17 protein-coding genes, 1 tRNA gene and 1 pseudogene are annotated in these 21,590 nt (G+C 71.0%); 7 read left to right on the plus strand and 12 right to left on the minus strand.

The window, feature by feature from the left end; all coding sequences use genetic code 11:
• Positions 1-126 precede the first annotated feature (126 nt).
• The 6 genes from efeB to ACIODU_RS03020 form a co-directional block, all read right to left on the minus strand.
• Entirely contained in the window at positions 127-1,338 is a 1,212-nt protein-coding gene (gene efeB / locus ACIODU_RS02995) for an iron uptake transporter deferrochelatase/peroxidase subunit (protein ID WP_401763527.1), read from the minus strand.
• A 178-nt stretch (positions 1,339-1,516) separates the two neighbouring features.
• Entirely contained in the window at positions 1,517-3,682 is a 2,166-nt protein-coding gene (locus tag ACIODU_RS03000; protein WP_401763162.1) for a copper resistance CopC/CopD family protein, read from the minus strand.
• 13 nt (positions 3,683-3,695) lie between these two features.
• Positions 3,696-4,181, minus strand: coding sequence for a copper chaperone PCu(A)C (locus ACIODU_RS03005; RefSeq protein WP_401763529.1), 486 nt, complete (start codon positions 4,179-4,181; stop codon positions 3,696-3,698).
• A 47-nt stretch (positions 4,182-4,228) separates the two neighbouring features.
• Positions 4,229-4,891 (minus strand): SCO family protein, encoded by a 663-nt coding sequence (locus ACIODU_RS03010; RefSeq protein ID WP_356418018.1) that lies wholly within the window; start codon positions 4,889-4,891, stop codon positions 4,229-4,231.
• A 234-nt stretch (positions 4,892-5,125) separates the two neighbouring features.
• A complete protein-coding gene (locus ACIODU_RS03015) occupies positions 5,126-5,848 on the minus strand; it encodes a YcnI family protein (RefSeq protein ID WP_356418772.1) in 723 nt (240 codons plus the stop codon).
• A gap of 167 nt (positions 5,849-6,015) precedes the next feature.
• Entirely contained in the window at positions 6,016-6,849 is an 834-nt protein-coding gene (locus ACIODU_RS03020) for a hypothetical protein (protein WP_401763165.1), read from the minus strand.
• Between the two features lie 298 nt (positions 6,850-7,147).
• On the opposite strand from ACIODU_RS03020, the gene ACIODU_RS03025 reads away from it, so the two are divergent.
• The gene (locus ACIODU_RS03025; protein ID WP_401763166.1) at positions 7,148-7,735 is read left to right on the plus strand and encodes an ATP-binding protein; all 588 of its coding nucleotides are present in this window, start codon (positions 7,148-7,150) and stop codon (positions 7,733-7,735) included.
• Positions 7,736-7,787: 52 nt separating this feature from the next.
• Here ACIODU_RS03025 and ACIODU_RS03030 read toward each other — a convergent pair whose 3' ends face one another.
• On the minus strand, positions 7,788-9,275 hold the full coding sequence (locus ACIODU_RS03030) for an aminopeptidase P family protein (protein WP_401763169.1): 1,488 nt from the start codon (positions 9,273-9,275) through the stop codon (positions 7,788-7,790).
• A 130-nt stretch (positions 9,276-9,405) separates the two neighbouring features.
• A complete protein-coding gene (locus ACIODU_RS03035) occupies positions 9,406-10,827 on the minus strand; it encodes a PP2C family protein-serine/threonine phosphatase (protein WP_401763171.1) in 1,422 nt (473 codons plus the stop codon).
• A 773-nt stretch (positions 10,828-11,600) separates the two neighbouring features.
• Between ACIODU_RS03035 and ACIODU_RS03040 the strand changes: the two genes are divergently transcribed.
• Both ACIODU_RS03040 and ACIODU_RS03045 read left to right on the plus strand, forming a co-directional pair.
• On the plus strand, positions 11,601-12,284 hold the full coding sequence (locus ACIODU_RS03040) for a bifunctional DNA primase/polymerase (protein ID WP_401763174.1): 684 nt from the start codon (positions 11,601-11,603) through the stop codon (positions 12,282-12,284).
• A 251-nt stretch (positions 12,285-12,535) separates the two neighbouring features.
• Positions 12,536-13,144 carry a hypothetical protein gene (locus ACIODU_RS03045; protein ID WP_401763177.1) on the plus strand — a complete coding sequence of 203 codons (609 nt, stop codon included), beginning with the start codon at positions 12,536-12,538 and terminating at the stop codon, positions 13,142-13,144.
• A gap of 378 nt (positions 13,145-13,522) precedes the next feature.
• Here ACIODU_RS03045 and ACIODU_RS03050 read toward each other — a convergent pair whose 3' ends face one another.
• The 3 genes from ACIODU_RS03050 to ACIODU_RS03060 all read right to left on the minus strand — a co-directional run bounded on the left by ACIODU_RS03050 (position 13,523) and on the right by ACIODU_RS03060 (position 16,250).
• The gene (locus ACIODU_RS03050) at positions 13,523-14,488 is read right to left on the minus strand and encodes a DUF5926 family protein (protein ID WP_401763179.1); all 966 of its coding nucleotides are present in this window, start codon (positions 14,486-14,488) and stop codon (positions 13,523-13,525) included.
• A 233-nt stretch (positions 14,489-14,721) separates the two neighbouring features.
• Positions 14,722-15,336 (minus strand): ATP-binding protein, encoded by a 615-nt coding sequence (locus tag ACIODU_RS03055; protein WP_356418005.1) that lies wholly within the window; start codon positions 15,334-15,336, stop codon positions 14,722-14,724.
• Positions 15,337-15,413: 77 nt separating this feature from the next.
• Positions 15,414-16,250, minus strand: a complete 837-nt coding sequence (locus ACIODU_RS03060; RefSeq protein WP_356418003.1) for a glycerophosphodiester phosphodiesterase family protein — start codon at positions 16,248-16,250, stop codon at positions 15,414-15,416.
• A 251-nt stretch (positions 16,251-16,501) separates the two neighbouring features.
• On the opposite strand from ACIODU_RS03060, the gene ACIODU_RS03065 reads away from it, so the two are divergent.
• The 3 genes and pseudogenes from ACIODU_RS03065 to ACIODU_RS03075 all read left to right on the plus strand — a co-directional run.
• A complete protein-coding gene (locus ACIODU_RS03065) occupies positions 16,502-18,019 on the plus strand; it encodes a trypsin-like peptidase domain-containing protein (RefSeq protein WP_401763183.1) in 1,518 nt (505 codons plus the stop codon).
• A 113-nt stretch (positions 18,020-18,132) separates the two neighbouring features.
• Positions 18,133-18,219 (plus strand) — tRNA-Ser (locus ACIODU_RS03070).
• A 174-nt stretch (positions 18,220-18,393) separates the two neighbouring features.
• Positions 18,394-18,480: pseudogene (locus tag ACIODU_RS03075) on the plus strand (glycosyltransferase family 2 protein); the annotation flags it as partial.
• A 120-nt stretch (positions 18,481-18,600) separates the two neighbouring features.
• On the opposite strand, the gene ACIODU_RS03080 reads toward ACIODU_RS03075, so the two are convergent.
• A complete protein-coding gene (locus ACIODU_RS03080) occupies positions 18,601-19,278 on the minus strand; it encodes a DsbA family protein (RefSeq protein WP_401763186.1) in 678 nt (225 codons plus the stop codon).
• 694 nt (positions 19,279-19,972) lie between these two features.
• Between ACIODU_RS03080 and ACIODU_RS03085 the strand changes: the two genes are divergently transcribed.
• Positions 19,973-21,412 carry an FG-GAP repeat protein gene (locus ACIODU_RS03085; protein WP_401763189.1) on the plus strand — a complete coding sequence of 480 codons (1,440 nt, stop codon included), beginning with the start codon at positions 19,973-19,975 and terminating at the stop codon, positions 21,410-21,412.
• Positions 21,413-21,590: the final 178 nt, after the last annotated feature.

Genomic DNA, 21,590 nt, shown 5'->3' on the forward strand with positions numbered 1-21,590 from the left:
ACGGTCACCCTAATAGGCCGGTGGAGGTGCCCGCTCCGGGATCACACCCTTGAGCGGACGTGTACGCGGCCCAAGGCCCGGGCCCAGGGACGTGACGTGTACGCAGGCCCAGCCCCAGCCCCAGGCCTAGGCCTCCAGGAGACGCTGCCCCACGTACTCGCCCTCGCCCGCCCCGCCCGGCACCGCGAACAGTCCGCTCGCCTCGTGGCGGATGTACGCCGAAAGCGCGTCGCCGCGGTCGAGCTTGCGCTGCACGGGTACGAATCCCTTGAGCGGATCGGCCTGCCAGCAGACGAAGAGCAGCCCCGCGTCCGGCGTTCCGTCCGGGCCGATCCCGTCGTGGAAGGAGAAGGGGCGGCGCAGCATGGCGGCTCCGCCGTTCGCCTCGGGGGCGGAGATGCGCGCGTGCGCGTTGCCGGGGATGACGAGCTTGCCGTCGGGGCCGACGGTGTCGAGGGCGAGCTTGGTGCTCTCGGTCCCGCCGGTGAGGGGGGCGCCGTCGGCCTTGCGGCGGCCGATGACCTGTTCCTGTTGGTGGAGGGAGAGCTGCTCCCAGTTGTCGAGGAGCATGCGGATGCGCCGGACGACGGCGTAGGAGCCGCCCGCCATCCAGGCGGTGTCCTCGGAGGTGGCGGCGCCGGCGGCGGGGGTGGAGGGCACGAAGACGCGCCCGTCGAAGTCGGGCTCGGACGGTTTGGGGTTGGCGGTGCCGTCGAGCTGGCCCATGAGGTTGCGGGCCGTCATGGGGTGCGGGGTCGCGCCGGGGGTGCGGTTGAAGCCGTTCATCTGCCACCGGACCCGGGCGGCGGCGCCCGCGTCCTTCTGGAGCGCGCGCAGCGCGTGGAAGGCGACCAGCGCGTCGTTGGCGCCGATCTGGATCCAGAGGTCGCCGTCGCTGCGCCCCTTGTCGAGGTGGTCGGAGGAGAACGGAGGGAGCGGGTCGAGCGCGGAGGGCCTGCGGCCGGTCAGGTTCGTACGGTCGAAGAAGGTACGGCCGAAGCCGAAGGTGACGGTGAGGGAGGACGGGCCGGCGTCGAGGGCGACGCCGGTGTCGTGTCCGGCGGCCGGTTCGCCGGCCATCAGGGCGCGGGCCGTGGCGGACCAGCGGCGCAGCAGCGCGCTCGCTTCCTTGCGTCCCGCTCCGGGTGCCAGGTCGAAGGCGACGAGGTGGCCGCGCGCGTGCAGCGGGGTGGTGATACCCGGCTGGTGGGTGCCGTGGAAGGCGACGGTGTCCGTTCCGACGGTGATCAGCGCGGTGACGGGGGCGGGCTCGCTCCGGCCGGCGGCGGAGGCGGCGGCTCCGCCTGCCGCGCCGAGCGCTAGTCCGGCGGCTCCCACGGCGCTCGCGGTGCCGAGGAGGCGGCGGCGGGAGACGCCGTCCGGGTTCCGGCCGTCCTCGTTGCTGTCGTTGTTGTTGTTGTCGTCCCGGTTGTCCCCGTCGGGCCGGTCGTTTCGGCCATTCCGTCGGTTCCGGTCGTTCCGGGCGAGGTTGTTCTGCCTGGTGTCGCTCACGGGGTCAGCCGATCTTCACGTTCTTGTCGACGGTGGTCTGGTCGATGTCGGAGGTGCGCACGGTCACCTGGAGTTTCCAGTCGCCCGGCATCGGGATCTGCACCCCGTCCGCGCTCCAGTGCCCGGCGGCGAACCGCTCGGGGACGATCGGCAGCGGGCCGATCTTCTGGGAGGTCAGAGTGAAGGCCACCTTCACCTCGGGCACGTCGAGGGGCTGCCCGTCCGGTCCGTCTATGTACAGGTGCATCAGGTTGGCGCCGGACGTGCCGGGGTCGAGGGTCACCTGCACCGTTCCCTTGCCCTTCTGGCCGCCGGTGTCGAAGGGCAGGGTGACGTCGATGGGTCCGGCGGTCGCGGGCGCGCCGACGGAGGCGCCTGTCCGGTTCGCTTCCTGTTCGGCGGTCCGGCCGGGCTCGGTCGACGTCAGTACGGTCGTGACGGCGAGGAGCACGACGGCGACGCCGGCCTCGGCCAGGACGGAACGGCGCAGTCCGGAGCGTTCGGTGTCGGCGTCACGGAGTCGCTTTTGGCGAGCTGTCGCCATCGCGGCTTGCTGGCGGGCGAGCTGGGCAATCCTTTGAGTATCGCCGACCGCGGTTGTGCTCGCGGTGACGGTCCCGGACCGGGTCCCCTGTCCGGTCGAGGTCTCCGACCCCGACGCGCTTTCCGCTCCGCTCTCGGCCGCCGCTTCGGCACCGGCCAGGACCGCAGCCCCAGACCCGCTCCCGGCCCCCGTCTCCGCCGCGGCCTCAGCCCCCGCCTCTGTCCCTGTCTCCGATGACCCCGACGTTTCCGATTCCGTCGCCGATTTCGCTTCTGCCGTCGCTTCCGTCTTCGCTGCTGTCCCGGCCTCCGCTGCCCCGGCCTCCGCCGAGACAGCCGCCGGGACCGCCGCCGGCTCTCCCAGCCGGGCTGTCCACCGCCGGGAGAAGAAGGCGATGGCGATCAGGACGGCGACCAGTCCGACCTTCACCAGGAGGAGTTGCCCGTATGACGTGTCCCCGAGCGCCGACCACGATCCGACCTGCCGCCAGGACTGGTAGAGCCCGGTCGCGGCGAGGACGACGACGCTGATGAACGCGGTGCGCGAGAAGCGCCGTACCGCCGCGGCCTCGATGGAGGGCGCGCGGTACAGCGCGACGAGCAGTGCCGTCAGGCCGCCGAGCCAGATCGCCACCGCCAGCAGGTGCAGGACGTCCACCGGCATGGCGAGACCGGCCTGGATCCCGGTCGACGCGTGCTCCGAGAGCGCCCAGGTGGCGGCGATGCCCGCCGCGACGACGACGCCGCCGACGGCGAGTCCGAAGGTGAGGTCCTTCTTCTCCTTCGCCTCGTCCTCGTTCGTGGGCGCTTCCCGGCGGGCGTACGCGCCGAAGAGGACGGCCACGAAGAGCGCGGCGGCGCCGAGGAGGAGCAGGCGGGAGACGAGGGCGGTGCCGGACTTGGTGGTGAGGACGGCCCGCAGTCCGCCCAGGTCGAAGGCGTCGGCCAGGTCGCCCGAGCCGGTGTAGGGGGTGCGGAGCAGGAGGAGGACGAGCGTGGCGGCGGTGAGGGCGATCCAGCCCTGGACGACGAGCCGTTGCAGCGGCCGGACGGACGCGCCGCGCGGCCAGCTGCCGAGGACGAAGGCCGAGCCACCGACGAGGAGGATGAACCCGGCGTACGAGACGTAGCGCGCGACGTCGTAGAGGAAGCCGACCAGGCCGCCGCCGGCCTTCTCGGCGGGCACGGTGGCCTCGGTCTTCGAGGGGGCGCCGATCGAGAAGGTGAAGGCGCCCGAGACGGGGTGGCTGTCGGCCGAGACGGCCTGCCAGGCGACGGTGTAGGTGCCGTCGGGAAGACCGGCGTGCAGGTCCACGGCGTAGCTGACCGTTTTGCCGCTGCTCAGGTTCCGGATCTTCTGGGTGTCGACCCGCTTGTTGCTCGGGTCGAGGACACGGATCGAGCTGTCGCTCAGGGCGACCTGCTCGGAGAAGGTGAGGGTGACGTCCTTGGGGGCGGTGGCGACGACCGCCCCGTCCTCGGGGGTGCTGCCGGTGAGGGCGGCATGCGCCGACGCCGTGCCGGACAGCACGGTGAAGACGGTACCGAGCAGCACGGTGGCGACGAGCAGCAGTCGCACGAGCGGTGCGGCCGGTGCGGCTCCGAAGCGCGGGGCGGTGGTCGTCATGGTGTTCAGTCCCTCAGTTCTGGGCCGGGTTGTACGTGGTCTCCTTCACGGGAAGCTCGACCTTGATGGGGTCGGCCTTCTCGAAGTGCAGCTCGATGCCGATCTCCTGGCCTTGCTTCGGCTGCTGCTTGAGCTCGGCGAACATGATGTGATTCCCGCCGCGTGCGAGATCCAGGGTGCCGCCCGCCGGGATGTCGAAGGACGTCACCTCCATCATTTTCTGGTCCTCGGTCTTGTGGATGGTGATGTCGTCGGAGAGGGAGCTGGTGACGGAGGTGAGTTTGTCGGCGGCTCCGCCGCTGTTGGTGACGACGAGGAAGCCCGCCGCGAGGTCACTGACCGGGCGCGGCATATAGGCCCCGCTGACCTTCAGTTCGGGCGACTTCGAGGAGGTGGACGATCCGGACGAGCAGCCGACGAGTATCAGCGCCAGTGCCAGGGCGGAGGTGAGACCACCGGCCACGACGAGGCGCGGCGACGTGCGGGGGGCGGCCGCCAGGGCGGGGCCCGGTGCAGGGGCAGGGACGGGGGCGGCGGTGTCTCCCGTCACGGGTTCTCTCCCTTGATGATCTTCGGGAGGTCCTTGGCGTAGTCGTCCGAGGAGGCGTCGTCGCCGTACAGGAGGTAGCCGCCGTTGGTCTTCGGGGAGAACGCGATGACCTGTGCTCCGTGCATGGAGACGACGGTGCCGTCCTTGTTCGTCGTGGCCGGGTCGATGCCGATGCCGATGCTGCGGGCGCCGGCCTGGATGGTCTTGAAGTCTCCGGTGAGCCCGACGAAGGAGGGATCGCCGGCGGCGGGCAGCCACTTGGCGAGCGACGCGGGGGTGTCCCTGGCCGGGTCGGTGGTGACGAAGACGACCTGGAGCTTGGCCTGGTCGGCCTTGGGGAGGGACTTCTTGGCGATGGCGATGTTGCTCATCGTGGTCGGGCAGACGTCCGGGCAGTTGGTGTAGCCGAAGTAGATGAGCGTGGCCTTGCCCTTGGTCCGCTCGCGGAAGTCGTACGGCTTGCCCTTCGTGTCCGTGAGGACGAAGTCGGGTTTGGCGAAGGGCTGGTCGAGGACGGTCGCGGCCTTGTTCTTCGGCTGCATGGAGATGTCCGCGATCGGCTTGGCGGCGTCGCTGTCGCCACCGCCGCCGCACGCGGTCAGGGTGAGTGCCGTCAGCACCGCGAGGGCGGCGGCGGTGGACACGGTCTTCTTACGCATGGGAGGTGTTTCCTGGTCGAGGGGTGCGGGATGCCGGTACCGGGCACGCGGGTCCGTGAGGGCCTGGACGGTGGGGGGTCGGGATGCGTTGTCTCCGTCCGCCGCGACGACGTGACGTCACCACGTCGTGGTGGTGTGACGTCGCGACATCACAGTCTCGCAATGTCGCGACGTCACGGCGTCATGACGGCACAGCCCCGCGTGCCGCGGTGTGTGGCGGGGGTGTGGGGCGGGTCAGGCGGTGCGGCGGCGTCCGGCGAGGACGCCGAAGGCCACGCCCGCGACGCCGACGACGATGCCGACGATCCCGAGGACGCGGGCGGTGGAGTCGCTGGAGTCGGCGGAGGCCGTCTCGGTCTTCGCGGTGTCGTGCGCCTCGCCGCCCTGGGCGGCGGGCGCGGCGGTGGCGGTGGCGGCCGGCGCGCCGTGCTCGTCCCCGGTGGCGGCGGTCAGCTGGAGGACGGGCGCCGGGTTCTCGGGCTCGGCCGCGCCTTCCTTCGGCTCCTCGATCCACCGGACGACGTCCTTGTTCGAGTACGTCTGGATGGCCTTGAACACCAACTGGTCGGTGTCCTCGGGCAGCTGGCTCAGGGAGACGGGGAAGAGCTGGAACTGGCCGGACGGGGTTCCGCCGCCGGCGGTCGCCGTCCAGGTGACCTTGGAGACCGCCTCGGTGATCTGGTTGCCGTGCAGCTCCAGGGGCTTGGCCAGCTTGGCCTTGGTGACGACGATCTTCCACCCCGGAATGGGCTCCGGCATCACGGAGGCCAGCGGGTGGTCGGCGGGGATGTTCACCTCCAGCTGGGTGGTGTTGGCGTCGTCACGCTCGTTGGGGACCTTGAAGTTGACGATGGCCGAACCGCCCTTGGCGGCGACGCCGAGCGGCTGCACACTCACGTGCGCGGACGCCGGGCCCGCCAGCAGCAGGACGGCGGAAGCGGCGACACCGCCGGCCACGGTGACACGGGCGAGGTTCGAACCGGAGAACTTCTTGGCTGGGAACACGGAACACTCCACGGTGTGATGAGAAGTCAGTGATCGGGCGAGCGAGCTGATGCGGCCGCGTGGGGAGGGCACGCGACGGCATGGCGACCACACCCCCGTGCCGAGCGGAGTGCGTCGCGTCAGGCGGCGAGAGCGAGGCCGGCCGGAGGGCCGCGCCTGATCACTGTGTGCTGGAGTGTCTCCCCGGCCGGTACCGGCGGGGGGCCGTACGAGGCACGCGGCGGGCGCGGGCCCGGGGCGGGCGCACCGGGGAGTCCGGCACGCAGGGCCCGTACGAGAGAGAGGGCGGCGCGCAGGGAGCGCAGTTGGGCGTTCTCCCTGACCTCGCCGACGCCACGCGCCGAGAGCCGGACCAGCCGGTGCAGCGCGAGGTCGCCGTGGCGCAGGAGCCAGCCGGTCACCAGCGCGGCCAGCAGGTGGCCGAGCACCATCGGGAGGGAGGGCAGCAGTCCGTCGGCGGAGGCCAGGGGGCCGACGTTCATGACCATGCCGTGGGCGCCGTGCGCGGCGGCCGTGCCGGTCGTTCCCGTGGTGGTGTGCCCGGTCAGGCTGATCCCGGCGTCGGCGACGATCCGTTGGGCGTCGACGGGGCTCAGCGAGACGGGGCCCGCGCCGCAGACCAGCTTCGCGGCCGTCCTGAGGAGCGCGTCGTTCGTGCCGGGGCCCGTGGGTATCACCATGTGCTGCTGCGCGAACCCGAAGAGGCTGTGCAAGGCGAGCTGTCCGCCCGTCAGGGCCGCGACGACGGTGGGGGTCGAGCGCGCGCGTCCGGCGAGCGGCGCGGCGACCGCGAAGACCCCCAGGAAGCCGAGGACCAGAGTCCACCAGGGGACCGGGGCACAGGCGGCCAGGACGTGACCCGTCGCGGACAGCAGAACGCAGACCGCGGTGAACACCGCGGTCCTCAGCAGCCGGGGAGCGGCCGCGGCGCGAGCGACGTGATCGGACGACATGGCCGGGTCATCATCGCACTGCGCGCCGGGACGCCGCAGGGCAGGTCCGGAAGGTCGTTCTCCGTCCCGTTTCCCAGGGGCCGTCCCGCGCCGGTCTCCCTGCCGCTCCCTCTCGCCCCCTGCCGCCCCCTCCCGCTCGTCCGCGGCGCGCCGCCATACACCGCGGTCCCGCCTCCACGCTTCCGCCGAACGGGGGCTAATGAGGGCTATCGGGGCCATCCGGTCGTTCACGTGCTTACGGCACGACATGAAGGGCAATACGTATCGGTATGTCGAGCCGTGGCCGGGAGGCTGGAGCATGAGCATCTGGTGGTCTCTGCACTTGCGGCGCGAAGCCGCGAGCGTCCCGCTGGCCCGGCGCCTGCTGCTCGGCACGATGGAGACCGCGGGTGTCGACCCGGACGTCTCCTTCGACCTGTCCGTCGCGCTCAGCGAGGCCTGCGCCAACGCCGTGGAGCACGGTGGCGGCGAAGGGCCCGGGGAGTCGCCGGGGGCGTACCAGGTGACGGCCTATCTGGACGGCGAGAAGTGCCGTATCGAAGTCGCGGATTCGGGTCCGGGCTTCCCCGCGCGGCGGATGGTGCGCCGTACCACCCAGATCGGCCCAGCCACGGTGTCCACGACATCCACGACATCCACGACATCCATGGCGTCCGCGACATCCACCTCCGCCGCCCCCGTGCCCGCCACCATGGCGGCCGGGACGACGGTGACCGTACCCGTGACCCCGGCTCCCGCCCCGACCGCCGAGAGCGGCCGGGGCCTGTGTCTGATCGAGCAGCTCGCCGACCACGTGTACTTCCGCAACCGGCCGGGGCGCGGCGCCGTGGTCAGCTTCGACAAGATCCTCAAGTGGCGGGAGGGCGCCCTGCTCCGCGCCATGTGAGCACGGAGCGGGACGCCCTCCACGTACGTACACGTACTCCTACGTACCCCGCCTACTTCTTCAGCGCCGCCATCCACGCCTCGACCTCGTCGGCCTGGCGCGGCAGTCCCGCGGACAGGTTCCGGTTCCCGTCCTCCGTCACGACGAGGTCGTCCTCGATCCTGACGCCGATCCCGCGGTACTCCTCGGGCACCGTCGTGTCGTCCGCCTGGAAGTACAGCCCGGGCTCGACCGTGAGGCACATGCCCGGCTCCAGCGTCCCGTCGGCGTACGCCTCCCGGCGCGCGGCCGCGCAGTCGTGGACGTCCAGGCCCAGCATGTGGCCGGTCCCGTGCAGCGTCCAGCGCCGCTGGAGCCCCAGCTCCAGGACCTTCTCGACCGGCCCCTCCAGCAGCCCCCACTCGACGAGCTTCTCGGCGAGCACGCGCTGCGAGGCGTTGTGGAAGTCGTGGTACTTGGCGCCCGGCCTGACCGCCGCGATCCCGGCCTCCTGGGACTCGTACACCGCGTCGTAGATCTTCCGCTGGATCGCGCTGTAGCGGCCGCTGACCGGCAGCGTACGGGTGACGTCGGCGGTGTAGAGCGTGTGCGTCTCCACGCCGGCGTCCAGGAGGAGCAGGTCGCCGGAGCGTACGTCTCCGTCGTTGCGCACCCAGTGCAGGGTCGTGGCGTGCGGTCCCGAGGCGCAGATCGAGCCGTAGCCGATGTCGTTGCCCTCGACGCGGGCGCGCAGGAAGAACGTCCCCTCGATGTAGCGCTCGCTCGTCGCCTCGGCCTTGTCGAGGACCTTCACGACGTCCTCGAAGCCACGCACGGTCGAGTCGACGGCCTTCTGGAGCTCACCGATCTCGAACTCGTCCTTCACCGCCCGCGCCTCGGAGAGGAAGACCCGCAGCTCCTCGTCGCGCTCCGCCGTGACCTTGTCGGTCAGCGCCGCCTCCACCGAGGCGTCGTGACCGCGCACGACCCGCACGGGCCCGGTGCCCTCCGCGAGGGTGGCGGCCACCTCGCGCACGTCCTTCGCGGGCAGGCCCAGCAGCTGCTCCGCCTCGGCGAGGGAGTGCCGGCGGCCGACCCACAACTCGCCCTGGCCGTCGAGCCAGAACTCGCCGTTCTCCCGGTTGGAGCGCGGGAGCAGGTAGAGAGCCGCGTCGTGGCCGTCGTCCTGGGCGCCGTTCTTCCGCGGTTCCAGGACGAGGACGCCGTCGTGCGTCCGGTCGCCGGTGAGGTACGTGTACTCGGTGCCGGCGCGGAAGGGGTACTCGGTGTCGTTCGACCGCGTCCTGAGGTTGCCCGCCGGGATCACCAGGCGCTCACCGGGGAAGCGCGCGGAGAGCGCGGCGCGGCGCGCGGCCGTGTGGGACGCCTGTGCGATCGGCTCCAGGCCGCGCAGCTCGGTGTCGGCCCAGCCGGACTTCATGTTTTCCGCGAGCTCGTCGGACACGCCGGAGTACAGACCGTTCTTCCGCTGCTTGATCGGCTTCTCTTCCGCTTCCGGGGTCACCGGTTCCGGGGTCTCCGGGGGGAGCTCCTCAGCCACGTCTTCTCCTCGACTCGATACGACTCTTCATATGACTCTTCATGCGGCTCTTCATACGACTCTGGACCGTCCATCCATCGTAGGTGCGAGGGAAAGAGGGTCCAGGTCGATGTGACGGGCTTGTGAGCAATCAGTCGAAACGGACCGCGAGCATCACCACGTCGTCGGCGTATCCGCCGGGACCGCCCGGTCCGCCCCGGCCGGTCACCTCCGCCGCCACCCCCGCGCCCTCCCCCGGCAGCACCGCCCCCAGGACGTGGTCCGCGACCGCCCCCGGATCGTCTCTGACCGCCTCCGGCACACCCGCCGCCGCCGCGCGCAGGCGCGCGAAGGCCCGGTCCATGGGCTCGCCGGTACGGCGCAGCAGCCCGTCGGTGTACAGCAGCACCGTTTCTCCCGGCTCGGGAGAGACCTCCACGCTCGGCGCCTCCCAGCACGCCAGCATCCCCAGCGGCGCGGACAGGGACGTCTCGACGAACTCGGCACGTCCCGCCCCCACGATCAGCGGCGGGGCGTGCCCGGCCCCGGCGAGCACGACCGAGCCCCGGGCGGGTTCGGCGTACGCGTAGAGCGCGGTGGCCGTACGGGCCGGCTCGGTGAGCCGCAACAGCAGTTCCAGATCGGACAGTACGGCGACGGGGTCCTCGCCCTCCAGCACCGCGTACGCCCGCAGCGAGGCCCGCAGCCGCCCCGCCGCGGCGACCGCGCCCGGCCCGGAGCCGCTCACCGACCCGACGGCCAGCCCCACCGCGCCCTCGGGCAGCGCCAGGGCGTCGTACCAGTCACCGCCGCCGTACGGCCCCGTGCGGTGGCGCGCCGCGAGCCGGACGCCGGGGATCCGGGGCAGCCGGCCGGGCAGCAGCTCCTCGGTGAGGGCGATGGTGCGGGTCCGGGCGCGTTCCAGCTCCAGGAGAAGGGCGAGGTGCTCGCTCGCGTACCGCGCGTAGAGGCCCACCAGATGGCGTTGCCGCGCGGCCGGTTCCGCGGGTTCGTCGTAGAACCAGACGGCGGCGCCGAGCCCCTTCGGCTCCGGCGCGCCCGCGGTCGCGAGCGGTACGGCGTAGCTCGCCCCGCACCCCAGCCGCGCCGCCACCTCGCGCTGGCGCGGATCCAGCTCCGTATCGCCGAGCAGGTCGGGTACGGCGACGGGTTCCGCGCGGCCGGCGGCACAGTCGAGGAGCCGTCCGTACGACGTGGCGCGGCGCGGCACCGTCTCCAGGTGCCCCAGCTCGGCGTGGGCCAGCCCCAGGCCGAGCGTGGTGACGGGGCCGAGACCGTCGGCCGGTTCGCACACGACCAGACCGCGCCGGGCGCCCACGAGGGCGGCGCCCGCGCGCAGGATCTCGTTGAGCGCGTCGTCCAGGGATCCCTTGCCGGCCAGGCGCTCGATCAGCTCGTGCAGGGTGGTGAGATCCGACACCCATCCGGCCAGCCGGTCCTGGAGCAGCAGCCCCGGCGGGGGTGTGAGGTCGTCGAGTGGTGCGGCAGTCTGCGCGGGGGCGGAAGCTGGTGGATCGAATCCGGCCACTTTCGGCAGGTTCGGAGCGCTCATGGCAACCGGCTCCTCGACCGGTACGTTGCGCGCGTACCGTGCAACAGCATCGCAAACCCTCACGTCGTTCTGCGCGGCTATCCATGCATCTACGCCATAGACTCACATCTGTACCCACAACTGGGGCAATGTCCAGCATTGCCCTGGCGGGGCGGCGGCTAACTCGACCGGCCTGAACTTGGCGAAAAAATGACCCCCCTGATCAGGTTTTGCGATCGACTGAGTGAGTTCAACCTGGGGGGTCTGCCGGGGCTGAGTTCACCTACGGTCCGGGTGGAGCGTCATTCCGCACGTGATGGGTACGTAAACGGTGACGGACAGGGGCAGTTGGGACCGCCCCGAAACCTGCCCCGGAACCTGGCAGCAGGCCCGGGCGTCTTGTCCGCCGTAGGCCGCGCACCCCATCCCCTCGGAGTGGCGAGGAAAGTACGGAGTACAGCGGGAGAGCAAGCGCCATGCGCACGCCACCCCTCGCCACACGTTCACAGAGGACAGTCCGACGGCCCGACAGGCCGTGCCCGGCCCCGAGGCGGCGTCACGCGCCGCGGGCCCGGAACGCCTGTCCGTGCCCCCGGGGGCGGCGCGGCACAGCGCGGCGAAGCGTCGAACGCACAGCGACAGCGACAGCGAATACACGCACAGCGAATACACGCACAGCTGAAGTACGCACAGCGGGACGTACGCACAGCGGATGTACGCACAGCGAAATGATGCACACACATGGTGTCAGTGTCATGTGGACCTCGGCGTTCAACGGAAAGGAACGAGCGCTCATGCGCGAGATCCTCGGAAGGCGACGCAGGCTCCGGTTCCGGCGTAGGGGGAGGCCTGCCCAGCTCGACGCGGCGCTCACCTACGCCTCCGCGTGGAGATGGCCCGTCCTGCCGGGCGCCGGGCTGACGACGGCCGGCGCACGCGGGACACGCGGTGACGGCTGCGCCTGCCCCGACCCCGATTGCGCCGTACCGGGCGCACACCCCTTCGATCCAGGACTGCTGGCGGCCACCACCGACGCGCGCATGGTGCGCTGGTGGTGGGGCAACCGCCCGACGGCTCCGATCGTGCTGGCGACGGGCGACACCGCGCCGTGCGCGGTGAGCCTGCCGGCCGTGGCCGGGGCGCGCGCCCTGGTGGAGCTCGACCGGATGGGCATGCGCCTCGGCCCGGTCGTGGCGACGCCCACGCGCTGGTCGCTGCTGGTGGCCCCGTACACCCTCGAACAGCTCGGTGAGCTGCTCTACGCGAAGGACTGGGTGCCCAGTTCGCTGCGGTTCCACGGCTCGGGCGGCTATCTCATGCTGCCCCCGTCCGAGGCGGCCGGCGGACAGGTCCGCTGGGAGCGGGCCCCGTTGCCCGGCTCGGCGGCGCCGTGGCTGCCGGATGTGGAGGCGGTGGTGGACGCGCTGGTCGAGGCGAGCACGAGCGCGCCGGACGGCGGGAGTCGGCTCGCGTACTGAGCGGTGAGCGGTGAGCGCCCGGTGGTGAGCGCCGGGTGGTGGGCGCCCGGTGGTGAGCGCGGATGGTGAGTGATGAGCGGTACGGCGTCGCCGTACCGCTCACTCCGTCGTTGTCCCCCGTATGTCACTCGTACGGGTGTGAGCAGGCCCGAGAAGTGGGGAATTGGGCGCGCGGCGCGGCCGGACGGCCCAATTCGCCGATATCTTTCGGCCGACCGTCAGGAATTTCCCCGCACCGGCAGGTGGCCCCCATGAATCTGCGCGTGATCGGGCTCACGGCTGTGGTGGTGTGCACCGCACTGCTGCCGTTCGCCGCCTCCGCGGGACCCGCTTCCGGTCCGGGGGCGCTTCCGGCTTCTCTTCCTCCGGCGGACGTGCCCGCGGTTCCTCTCCCTCTTCCCCTCCCGGTGCCGCTTCCGGCTTCACATCTGACCGGAATCGATGGGTCTACGGCTGCCGGTGACCGGTCGGTCGCGAGAGCGGGAGCAGCGGTACGTACGGCCGAGCGCTGCGGTCCCGAAGTCGCCTCCCCGGAGGGGATCGAGGCCCAGTCGTGTGTCCTCGGCGGGGGGCGCGACACGTGGGCGCGCACCTACTACCGGAACGCGACGGGGCGTGAACTGAGCGCCGTACTGAGCCTGATGGGCCCCGGCGCGCGGACCGTACAGACGCATTGCGCGGTGGCGGCGGACGACGAGCCGGCCACGTGTGAAACCCCTCGTGAACCGTCCGCGGGAGGGGCTTCGCGGTATCTGGCGATGGCGGAGTTCGCCGCCGCGGCGGAGGACGGGGAGAGCGCGGACGACGCGCCGCTGTTGCTGCGGTCGGGGAGCAACTCCCCGGGCTCCGGGGGCCGTTGACCGACGGGGCCCGGTCCGGTCACGCGAACGCCCGGCCGCTGGCGACGGGGGATGCACCAGCGACCGGGCTTCTAGAACCGTAACAAGAGATCGGCGGTTAGCAAATTCGATCCGGTGTATTCGGACAATGAATTACCTGCCGGTAGGGAGGATGTGACAGGTGTCACCGCCTCCCGGGAAAACATCGCGACGGTGGTACGAAGACGGCGAATGGTGTCGCGCGATGGCGGGGTAACCGGGGTGGTCGTACCACCGTCGAAGCCGCAGCCGCAGCCGAAGCCGCAGCCGCAGCCGAAGCCGCAGCCGCAGCCGAAGCCGCAGCCACCGCTGCTGGCGCCCGTCGCATCCGAGCGAGCGCCCCAGCCACCGCCGCAGCCGTCAGCTGAGCGTCACCTGGCGGTTGGTGAGCCCTCCGCGCGCCCGGCGCTCGTCCCCGCTCAGCGGCGTGTCGGCCGCGAGCGCCGCCGCCAGCCGCTCCGCGAACTCCGTCGCCGGCTTCTCGCAGTCCTCCGCGCCCATCGTGCTCGGCAGGTCCCAGACCGGCACGATCAGCCCGTGCGCCCGGAAGGAGCCCACCAGCCGGGTCCCTTCACCGAGGCCGGACGTCCCGGCGGCGTGCAGCCGGGCCAGCGCGTCGAGCAGCTTCTCCTCGGGGTACGGCATGACCCAGCGCAGGTGGTTCTTGGTGGGCGTCTCGCACCAGTACGCGGCGTCCGAGTGCGCCAGCAGGACGGTCGGGATCGCGGCCTCGTTGGCGCGCTCCAGGGAAGCGGTCACCTCGGCGGTGGCGTTCTCCGCGTCGGGCACCCAGAACTCGAAGCCGGGGTGCACCACCGGGCGGAAGTCCGCCCCGGGGTCCAGGAGGTCCTGGAGGCGCGGTCCGCCGGCGGGTGCCCGCTCGGAGGCGACGGGCGTACCGGGCTCGGCGGTCAGCGCACGCCGGAGCGTGTCGGCGAGGTCGCGGCTGAGGTCGCCGGACGGGGTGTCGTTCTGGAGCGCGAGCAGGACGGAACCGTCGTCGCGGCGCAAGGCCGGCCAGGCCATCGGCAGGACGGTCGCGAGCGTCACGGACGGGACACCCTCGGGCAGCCCGTCCCTGAGGGCCAGTTCGACGGTCGCGGCGGGCACCAGTTCGCGCAGGGCGACCCAGTCGCACTCACCGGCCAGCCCCTCGAAGGGGCGCTGTACCAGCTCGGTCACGGCGTGCGCGGCGGAGCGGCCGTGGCACGCCTTGTAGCGGCGGCCGGAACCGCACGGGCAGGGTTCACGGGCCCCCACCACCGGGACCGGTCCGTCCTTGAGCTGCGCCGTGCTGGCCTTGGTCTGGGGGCGCTTCTTGGCCATGGTGTGGCTTTCTCCCGGTAGCGGCGGTGCGGTGTCGGCGCGAGCCTAGCCGTACCGGCCGGAGGAGTGGGTCCGCCGTACAGGTGTACGTACGGACGCGCCGCCCACCGCACTCTTCCCGCCACACGCCGCCCGGGCCCCGGGCCCGCCCAGGGGGCGCGCTCAGCCGCGCGCCCGGGCCTCGTCGCGCGCCCGGGCCTCGTCTCGCGCCGTCGGCCTCCCCGGCCCCCGCCTCAGCCCAGTTCGTCGAAGGCGTCCACAAAACCGAGATCGCCGACATCGAGTGCGGGGCCAGTGACGCGCGTAGCGAAATCGTCGTGGCGGTGTCCTTCGGTGACGAGCACCCACACCGTCACCTCACCGGACGCGCTGTCCCGTACCCCCCAGTCCTGCGCCAGCGCACTGATGATGTTGAGCCCGCGCCCCCCGCGCGCCGTCACCGACGGTGTCGCCGGAACGGGCCGGGTCGGACCGCCCCCGTCCGTCACCTCGACCGTCAGCCGGCCCGCCTTGTCGACGTGCCAGGCCGCACGGATGTCGCCGTCGCCGATGTCGGAGCGCCCCAGCGGCCTGCCGTGCCGGCAGGCGTTGCTGAGCAGCTCGGAAAGGATCAGAACCGCGTCGTCCACCACCGCGTCGGACATCCCGTTGCGCCTCAACTGCTCACGCATCCGGCGTCGCGCCGCCCCCACGCCCGCAGGACCGTGGGGTACGGCCATGCTCGACGACGTGGGCGCCTCTTGTGCCACCAAAACCGTCACCCCCGAGACCTCCTTAGCCCCACGCCACGATGTGAATGCCCCATTGGCCTGGACCGGAAACCGGCCACAGGGGAGCCTTTGACGCACTCATGACTCTCGAACACAGTTCGAGCGCGCCGGTGCACTCCCTCGGCAGGCAACGCGCCTGGAGATCTCGGAAGATCTCAGACAGGACGGCCCAACTGGGACAGGACCTGTTTGGGGCGGTTGGTGATGATCGCCTCGACTCCGAGCCGTACGCACAGGTCGACGTCTTCCGGCTCATTCACCGTCCAGACGTGGACACGGTGGCCCGCTCTGTGCAGGCGGGCGATGTAGCCGGGGTGGTTGCGGACGATCCGCATGCCGGGACCCGCGATCCGGGAACCGGCCGGCAGCCGCCCGTCGCGCAGCCGGGGAGAGACGAACTGCATCAGGTAGACGGTCGGCAGCTGGGGGGCGGCGGAGGCGATCCGGTGGAGCGACCGGGCGGAGAAGCTCATGATCCGTACGGCGGACTCGTGCAGCTCCACCGCGCTCTCCCCGGCCTCGGCCGGACCCTGGGTGGGACGGTCCAGGCCGAAGCGCCGCAGCAGTTCGAGCAGCCGCTCCTCCACCTGACCGGCCCAGCGGGTGGGGTGCTTCGTCTCGATGGCCAGCTGGACGGGGCGCCCGGCGTCCGCGACCAGTGCGAGCAGCCGCTCCAGCGTGAGTACGGAGGTGAACTCGCGGTCCCGCCAGTCCGGGCTCTCCTCGCTGTCCCGCCAGGAGCCGAAGTCGAGCGCGGCGAGGTCGGCGAGCTCCAGGGCGGAGACGGCGCCGCGTCCGTTGGACGTACGGTTCACGCGACGGTCGTGGACGCAGACGAGATGGCCGTCGGCGGTGAGCCGTACATCGCACTCCAGGGCGTCGGCGCCGTCCTCGATGGCCTTGGTGTACGCGGCGAGGGTGTGCTCGGGGGCGTCCTCCGAGGCTCCGCGGTGTGCGACGACCTGAATACTGTGGTGGCGGGCTTGAGTCACCGCGTCATGGTGCCATCGTGCCGGGGTAGGCGGGTGAACGGCGGGGGAGCCGCGGCCGGTCGGTCAGAGGTGCAGGCGTTTTGTCCGTAATAAAGAATGATGGTACGACGCACAGCTCCTGCTTACAGTGGCCTGACGTGCTGTGGGAAAAACTGTGCGCAGAAACTTGCGTGCGAACCGTACGGAATTCTTGCCGACGACCCTGCCGATGACCTTGCCGACGACCGACGTGGAACCGAGGAGAACGAGCTGTGAGCACCGAGAACGAGGGCACTGGGGCCTCAGGCGCCCCGTCCGTACCTCCCGTGCCGGATGCCGCTCCTGAGGGCACACCTGCGTCCACCCCCGCCTCCGCCCCCGCGCCCACCCCGCCGTCCTCACCTGCTCCGGCCGGCGACTACCCGCCGCCGGGCCGGACGGCTCCCCCCGCCGGGAGCTACCCGCCGCCGGGGCACGCGCCTGCGGGGGCTCCCGGGGCCTCCCCGGCCGGGACTCCGGCCGACGCCCCGACCTCGGCGCAGCCCGTGGTGGGCGCCTCCTGGCCGCCGCCCCCGCCGGTGCTCCCTTCCTACGGAAGCGGCGGCTCGTACGGAAGCGGCGGCGACGGCCCCGAGTGGGGCAGCCCGGAGCAGCCGCGGTCCCGGCCGGGCGGCAAGCGCCTGGGCCTGTTCATCGCCGCCATGGCCGTGGTCGCGCTGGTCGCGGGCGGCCTCGGTGGCGGTCTCGGCTACCAGATCGCGAAGAACGACGACGACGGCGTCGGCTCGACGACGGTCTCGGCCGCCGACGCGCCGAAGGACTTCGCCCGCGCGGCGGACACGGTCGCGGCGGTGGCCGGCAAGTCGCTGCCGAGCGTGGTGACCATCGAGGCCAAGGGCGGCGACGGCGAGGGCGGTACGGGCACCGGCTTCATCTACGACAAGCAGGGCCACATCCTGACGAACAACCACGTGGTGGCGTCCGCGGCCGAGGGCGGCGATCTCACGGCGACGTTCTCGAACGGCAAGAAGTACACCGCCGAGGTGGTCGGCCGCGCCGAGGGCTACGACGTGGCCGTGGTGAAGCTCAAGAACGCCCCCTCAGGCCTGAAGCCGCTCCCGCTCGCCGACTCGGACGCGGTCGCCGTCGGCGACTCGACCATCGCGATCGGCGCCCCGTTCGGCCTCTCCAACACCGTCACGACCGGCATCATCAGCGCCAAGAACCGCCCGGTCGCCTCCGGTGACGGCACGGGCAGCAGCAACTCGTACATGAGCGCCCTCCAGACCGACGCGTCCATCAACCCGGGCAACTCGGGCGGCCCGCTGCTGGACGCCGGCGGCGCGGTCATCGGCATGAACTCCGCGATCCAGCCCTCGGGCAGCGGCGGTACGGGCCAGGGCCAGGCGGGCTCCATCGGCCTCGGCTTCGCCATCCCGATCAACCAGGCGAAGAACGTCGCCGAGCAGCTCATCAAGACCGGCACCCCGGTCTACCCGGTCATCGGCGCCACGGTCACGATGACGGAGGGCGGCAGCGGCGCCACGATCTCGGCGGACGGCCAGGGCGGCACCCCGGCGGTCACCCCCGACGGCCCGGCGGCGAAGGCGGGCCTGAAGGCGGGCGATGTCATCACCAAGTTCAACGACACCCCGATCGACAGCGGCCCGACCCTGATCAGCGAGATCTGGACCCACAAGCCGGGCGACACGGTCACCCTGACGTACAAGCGCGCGGGCAAGGAGTCCACGGTCCAGGTCACCCTGGGCGAACGCAAGGGCGAAAGCTGACCCCGAACACCCCCACCCCGACCCCGAACACCCACACCCACCCACTCGGTCCCCCCACCCCACCCCCCGGCCGGTAAGCTGTCCCCGCTCCCGAGCACCACGCCCGGAGCAAAGGTGGGTTGCCCGAGCGGCCTAAGGGAACGGTCTTGAAAACCGTCGTGGCAGCGATGTCACCGTGGGTTCAAATCCCACACCCACCGCACCAGGTCAGTGAAGCAGCAGCGCAGAGGGCGGGTCCCCGAAACGAGGACCCGCCCTCTGTGTTCACCGCGTACGCGCAGTCCGCGAGACAGGCGCGGCGCGCTCGGCCCGACAGGTTGTCCCGGCGGTGTGGGCCAAGTCCTTGAACTGCTCGAACTCCCTGAGGAGGGCGCGGGCACGCTCCCGGACGAGTGCTGGACCTGATGCCCGACGGCTCGACGGTGGGCTTCGAAGGAGACCCGGACCACGGCCCGATGGAACTACCCCGCATCGGGCTGATTCGTCGTATTCGCCGCGCTGGAAGGACAGAACGCAGCTGCGGGAAGGACTGGAATCCTTGAACCCCGCCCGCAGCCGCACAGCTACCGTCCTTGAAGTGCTCAGCTCTTCTGCGGGAAGAAAGCTGCGATCACTTTCCTGGTGGAATCCTTGTCGAAGAAAAAGCCCGCGACACTGTCCGGGAGGCTCACGCCATCGATGAGCAGCGTCGGGGTCCCCGGAGCCCCAGCTGTTTCATATGCCTGCTGTGACGCTTCCACGAAGTCGCGGTACTTGACCTTCTTGACCGCGTTATCAAATTCCTCGCCCCGCAGGCCCGGAACCTTCGCTGCGAGTTTGAGCAAGAAGGCGTCTGTGAATCCGTCGACTTCCTCCGCCGGCTGGTTCGCATAGAGTACGTCGTGGTACTCGATGAACTTGCCCTCTTCCAGCGCTGCTCTCAGTGCATTGACAGCCTTGAGCGAGCCATGACCCCCGAGACGGTCGTCCAGGAACGAGGCCAGTGTGTATTGGACCTTCAGGTCGCCCTTTCGCGCCTGATTCTCGATGAGTTCCGCGCCCCCATCGACCTCGAACTCCTTGCAGTAGGGGCATCGCGGATCCTCATAGAAGAGGAAGGTCCGTGAGGCGTCGGGGTTGCCCACTGAAATCGTGGTGCCGTCGTCCTCAAGCTGCTCCGGAAGGTCTCTGTAGACGACGGCCGTTGCAGCCGGGGCGTCGGGTTTGTCGGCCTGAGCCGCCTTCTGTCCGCATCCCGTCACGCAGACCAGCGTTGCCAATGCCGCGACGAGAGCCAATCTATGTCTAGCTCGTCCTACCCGCATCCAAGCCCCTCCCCATAAGTAGTCCGCATACGTTATCCGATCGCCTCGCAGACCTTGGACCGGGGTGTGCACGGGGGGTGAACAGTGAGTGGAAAAGCGGTCGTTGTGGTGCAAGCAGAGGGCAGCCGAAACCGTTGGTTCTGTTACCCGCAGGGGTTGCCTGAAACGGTTGCAGGGCGGTTGCCTAAGAAACCGGGCCCGGTCGGGCACCCCACGGCAGTTGGAAAGCATGGCGGTCTTGAAAAACCGTCGTGGCAGCGATTCGCGGTGGGTTCAGTCCCGCGCCCACGGTGTGGTCGGGTCAGAAGGGGGCGTCCGGCATGGGGGCGCCCCTTCTGGTTGTGATCGTTTTGGCTTTACGGTGCTTGGCCGGCGTTGCGGCTTTAGAAGTTTGCCTGTTGTTCTTCGGGTGGGGGTTGACGGGGGTGGGGTGTCGTGATTTGCGGGTCAATTCGCTTAGGGGGCACAACCCTTGTGGGTGGGGGTGGGTCCGACTTCTTGGGGGTGGGGAGCTGGTCCTCGCCGTTTTTTGTGGGTTTTTGCTCGTGCTGTCATGTTGAGATTCAGGAGCCGATAGGTGAGTGGTACGCGTTTTGTTGTGGGGACCACCAGGAACCTTGGGAAGCGGAATCGGCGGGTGGCCGGGGTGATGGCGGCTGCCTTGTTGGTGGTCGTCGGTGGCTCGGTCTCTTCTGCCTCCGCCGTGTCTGCCGCTGTGGAGTCGGTTCGCGATGACTTCAACGGTGACGGTTATTCCGACCTCGTCGTCTCCGCTCCCGGTGGGACCGTCAGTGGGCAGGAGGGGGCCGGTTATGTCGCCGTGTTGTACGGGGGCGGGAGTGGGCTCTCCGGTGCGCGGCGGGCCACGTTCAGTCTGAGTACCCCTGGGATACCGGGCGTTGCCCAGGCCGGTGACGGGTTGGGGCAGGTCACCGCCTCCGGTGATCTGGATGGTGATGGGTACGCGGATCTTGTGGTCGGTATGCCTGGCCGGGACGTCGGTGCTACTGCCGACGCGGGGGCCGCTGTGGTGCTGTGGGGGTCCGCCGGTGGGCTCCAGGCCGATGGGGCGCTCTGGCTTCAGGACGACGTTCCGGCGGCGCGCGGTCGCTTCGGGATGGGGCTGGCCACCGGACGGTTCAACGGGGCGGGCATTGAGCTCGCCACCCTGGACCGGGACGGTGTCGCGACGTACGCGTTCGCGGTCGCGGCCGGCGGTGGGCGTACCCCGGAGGGGGCCGTTCCCGTGGACTGGGAGTGGAGGGAGGGGTTCACTCCCACCGGCCTCACCTCGGGCGACTACAACAACAGCGGCTCCGACGACTTGGTCGTACTCGGCACCCTCACCATCTACGAAGGCATCCACCCCATGGAGACCGTCGGCGCGGCCAGTTACTTCACCGGCGGCCGTGACGGGCTGACGTACGGCAGGGGACTCGCCGGCGGTCCGGTCGGCGCCTCCGGGGACATCAACAACGACGGCTACGCCGACCTCGTCTTCGGCTCCCCCGCGGACAGCGACGACCTCAACGAATGGCTGCTCGACGGCGGTACGGTCGACGTCTTCTTCGGCGGGCCCAGCGGGCCGGACACCCGGGAGGGCGCCTCCCAGCACTGGAGCCAGACCACCGTCGGCGCCTCCGGCGACGACGCGAACGGTGACCGTTTCGGGGGCGCCGTCACCGTGGGGGACGTCAACGGCGACGGGTACGCCGACGCCGCGATCGGCGCCCCCGCCAACGACATCAACAACCTCACCGACCCCGGCACGGTGTGGGTGATGCGCGGTACGGCCAACGGGCTCACGCCGAGAGGCCTGGCCAGCTTCAGCCAGAGCACGCCGTCCGTCCCCGGGGACAACGAGGACAACGACCGGTTCGGCGGCGCCCTCCGGCTCATCGACGCCAACCGCGACGGCAGGGCCGAGCTGGTCGCCTCCGCGCCCGGCGAGGACACCGGCGACGGTGCCGCCTGGGTCTTCCCGGGTACGAGCAACGGCCCAACCGGCACCGGCTCTTGGTCGTTCAACGGCGCCACGCTCAGTGCGCCCGTTCCTGACGCCCGGTTCGGGGAGACGCTCGCCCCGTAGCGGCCGTCGCCGAAGCGGAGAAGGGGTGCCTCCGTGGTGGGAGGCACCCCTTACGTCTTGTGTGCGCGGGGTTCGGTGTGTCAGGCCTTTTGGGCGCGGTCGTACACCTTCTCGGCCGTGGCCGTGGCGGGTCGGGAGCGGCGGCGGTCGTCGCGGAAGCGGGGGCGGCGGTGACGAG

It is taken from the genome of Streptomyces sp. NPDC088261, from assembly GCF_044740805.1.
Lineage (GTDB): Bacteria > Actinomycetota > Actinomycetes > Streptomycetales > Streptomycetaceae > Streptomyces.

What these genes read in the sequence shown, in the direction of transcription:
- ACIODU_RS03035 (WP_401763171.1), bottom strand. Translation starts at nt 10,827, where the DNA reads ATGAGCGCTCCGAACCTGCCGAAAGTGGCCGGATTCGATCCACCAGCT.
- ACIODU_RS03085 (WP_401763189.1), top strand. Translation starts at nt 19,973, where the DNA reads ATGGCGGCTGCCTTGTTGGTGGTCGTCGGTGGCTCGGTCTCTTCTGCC.
- ACIODU_RS03020 (WP_401763165.1), bottom strand. Translation starts at nt 6,849, where the DNA reads ATGTCGTCCGATCACGTCGCTCGCGCCGCGGCCGCTCCCCGGCTGCTG.
- ACIODU_RS03045 (WP_401763177.1), top strand. Translation starts at nt 12,536, where the DNA reads ATGAATCTGCGCGTGATCGGGCTCACGGCTGTGGTGGTGTGCACCGCA.
- ACIODU_RS03000 (WP_401763162.1), bottom strand. Translation starts at nt 3,682, where the DNA reads ATGACGACCACCGCCCCGCGCTTCGGAGCCGCACCGGCCGCACCGCTC.
- ACIODU_RS03040 (WP_401763174.1), top strand. Translation starts at nt 11,601, where the DNA reads ATGCGCGAGATCCTCGGAAGGCGACGCAGGCTCCGGTTCCGGCGTAGG.
- ACIODU_RS03050 (WP_401763179.1), bottom strand. Translation starts at nt 14,488, where the DNA reads ATGGCCAAGAAGCGCCCCCAGACCAAGGCCAGCACGGCGCAGCTCAAG.
- ACIODU_RS03025 (WP_401763166.1), top strand. Translation starts at nt 7,148, where the DNA reads ATGAGCATCTGGTGGTCTCTGCACTTGCGGCGCGAAGCCGCGAGCGTC.
- ACIODU_RS03010 (WP_356418018.1), bottom strand. Translation starts at nt 4,891, where the DNA reads ATGCGTAAGAAGACCGTGTCCACCGCCGCCGCCCTCGCGGTGCTGACG.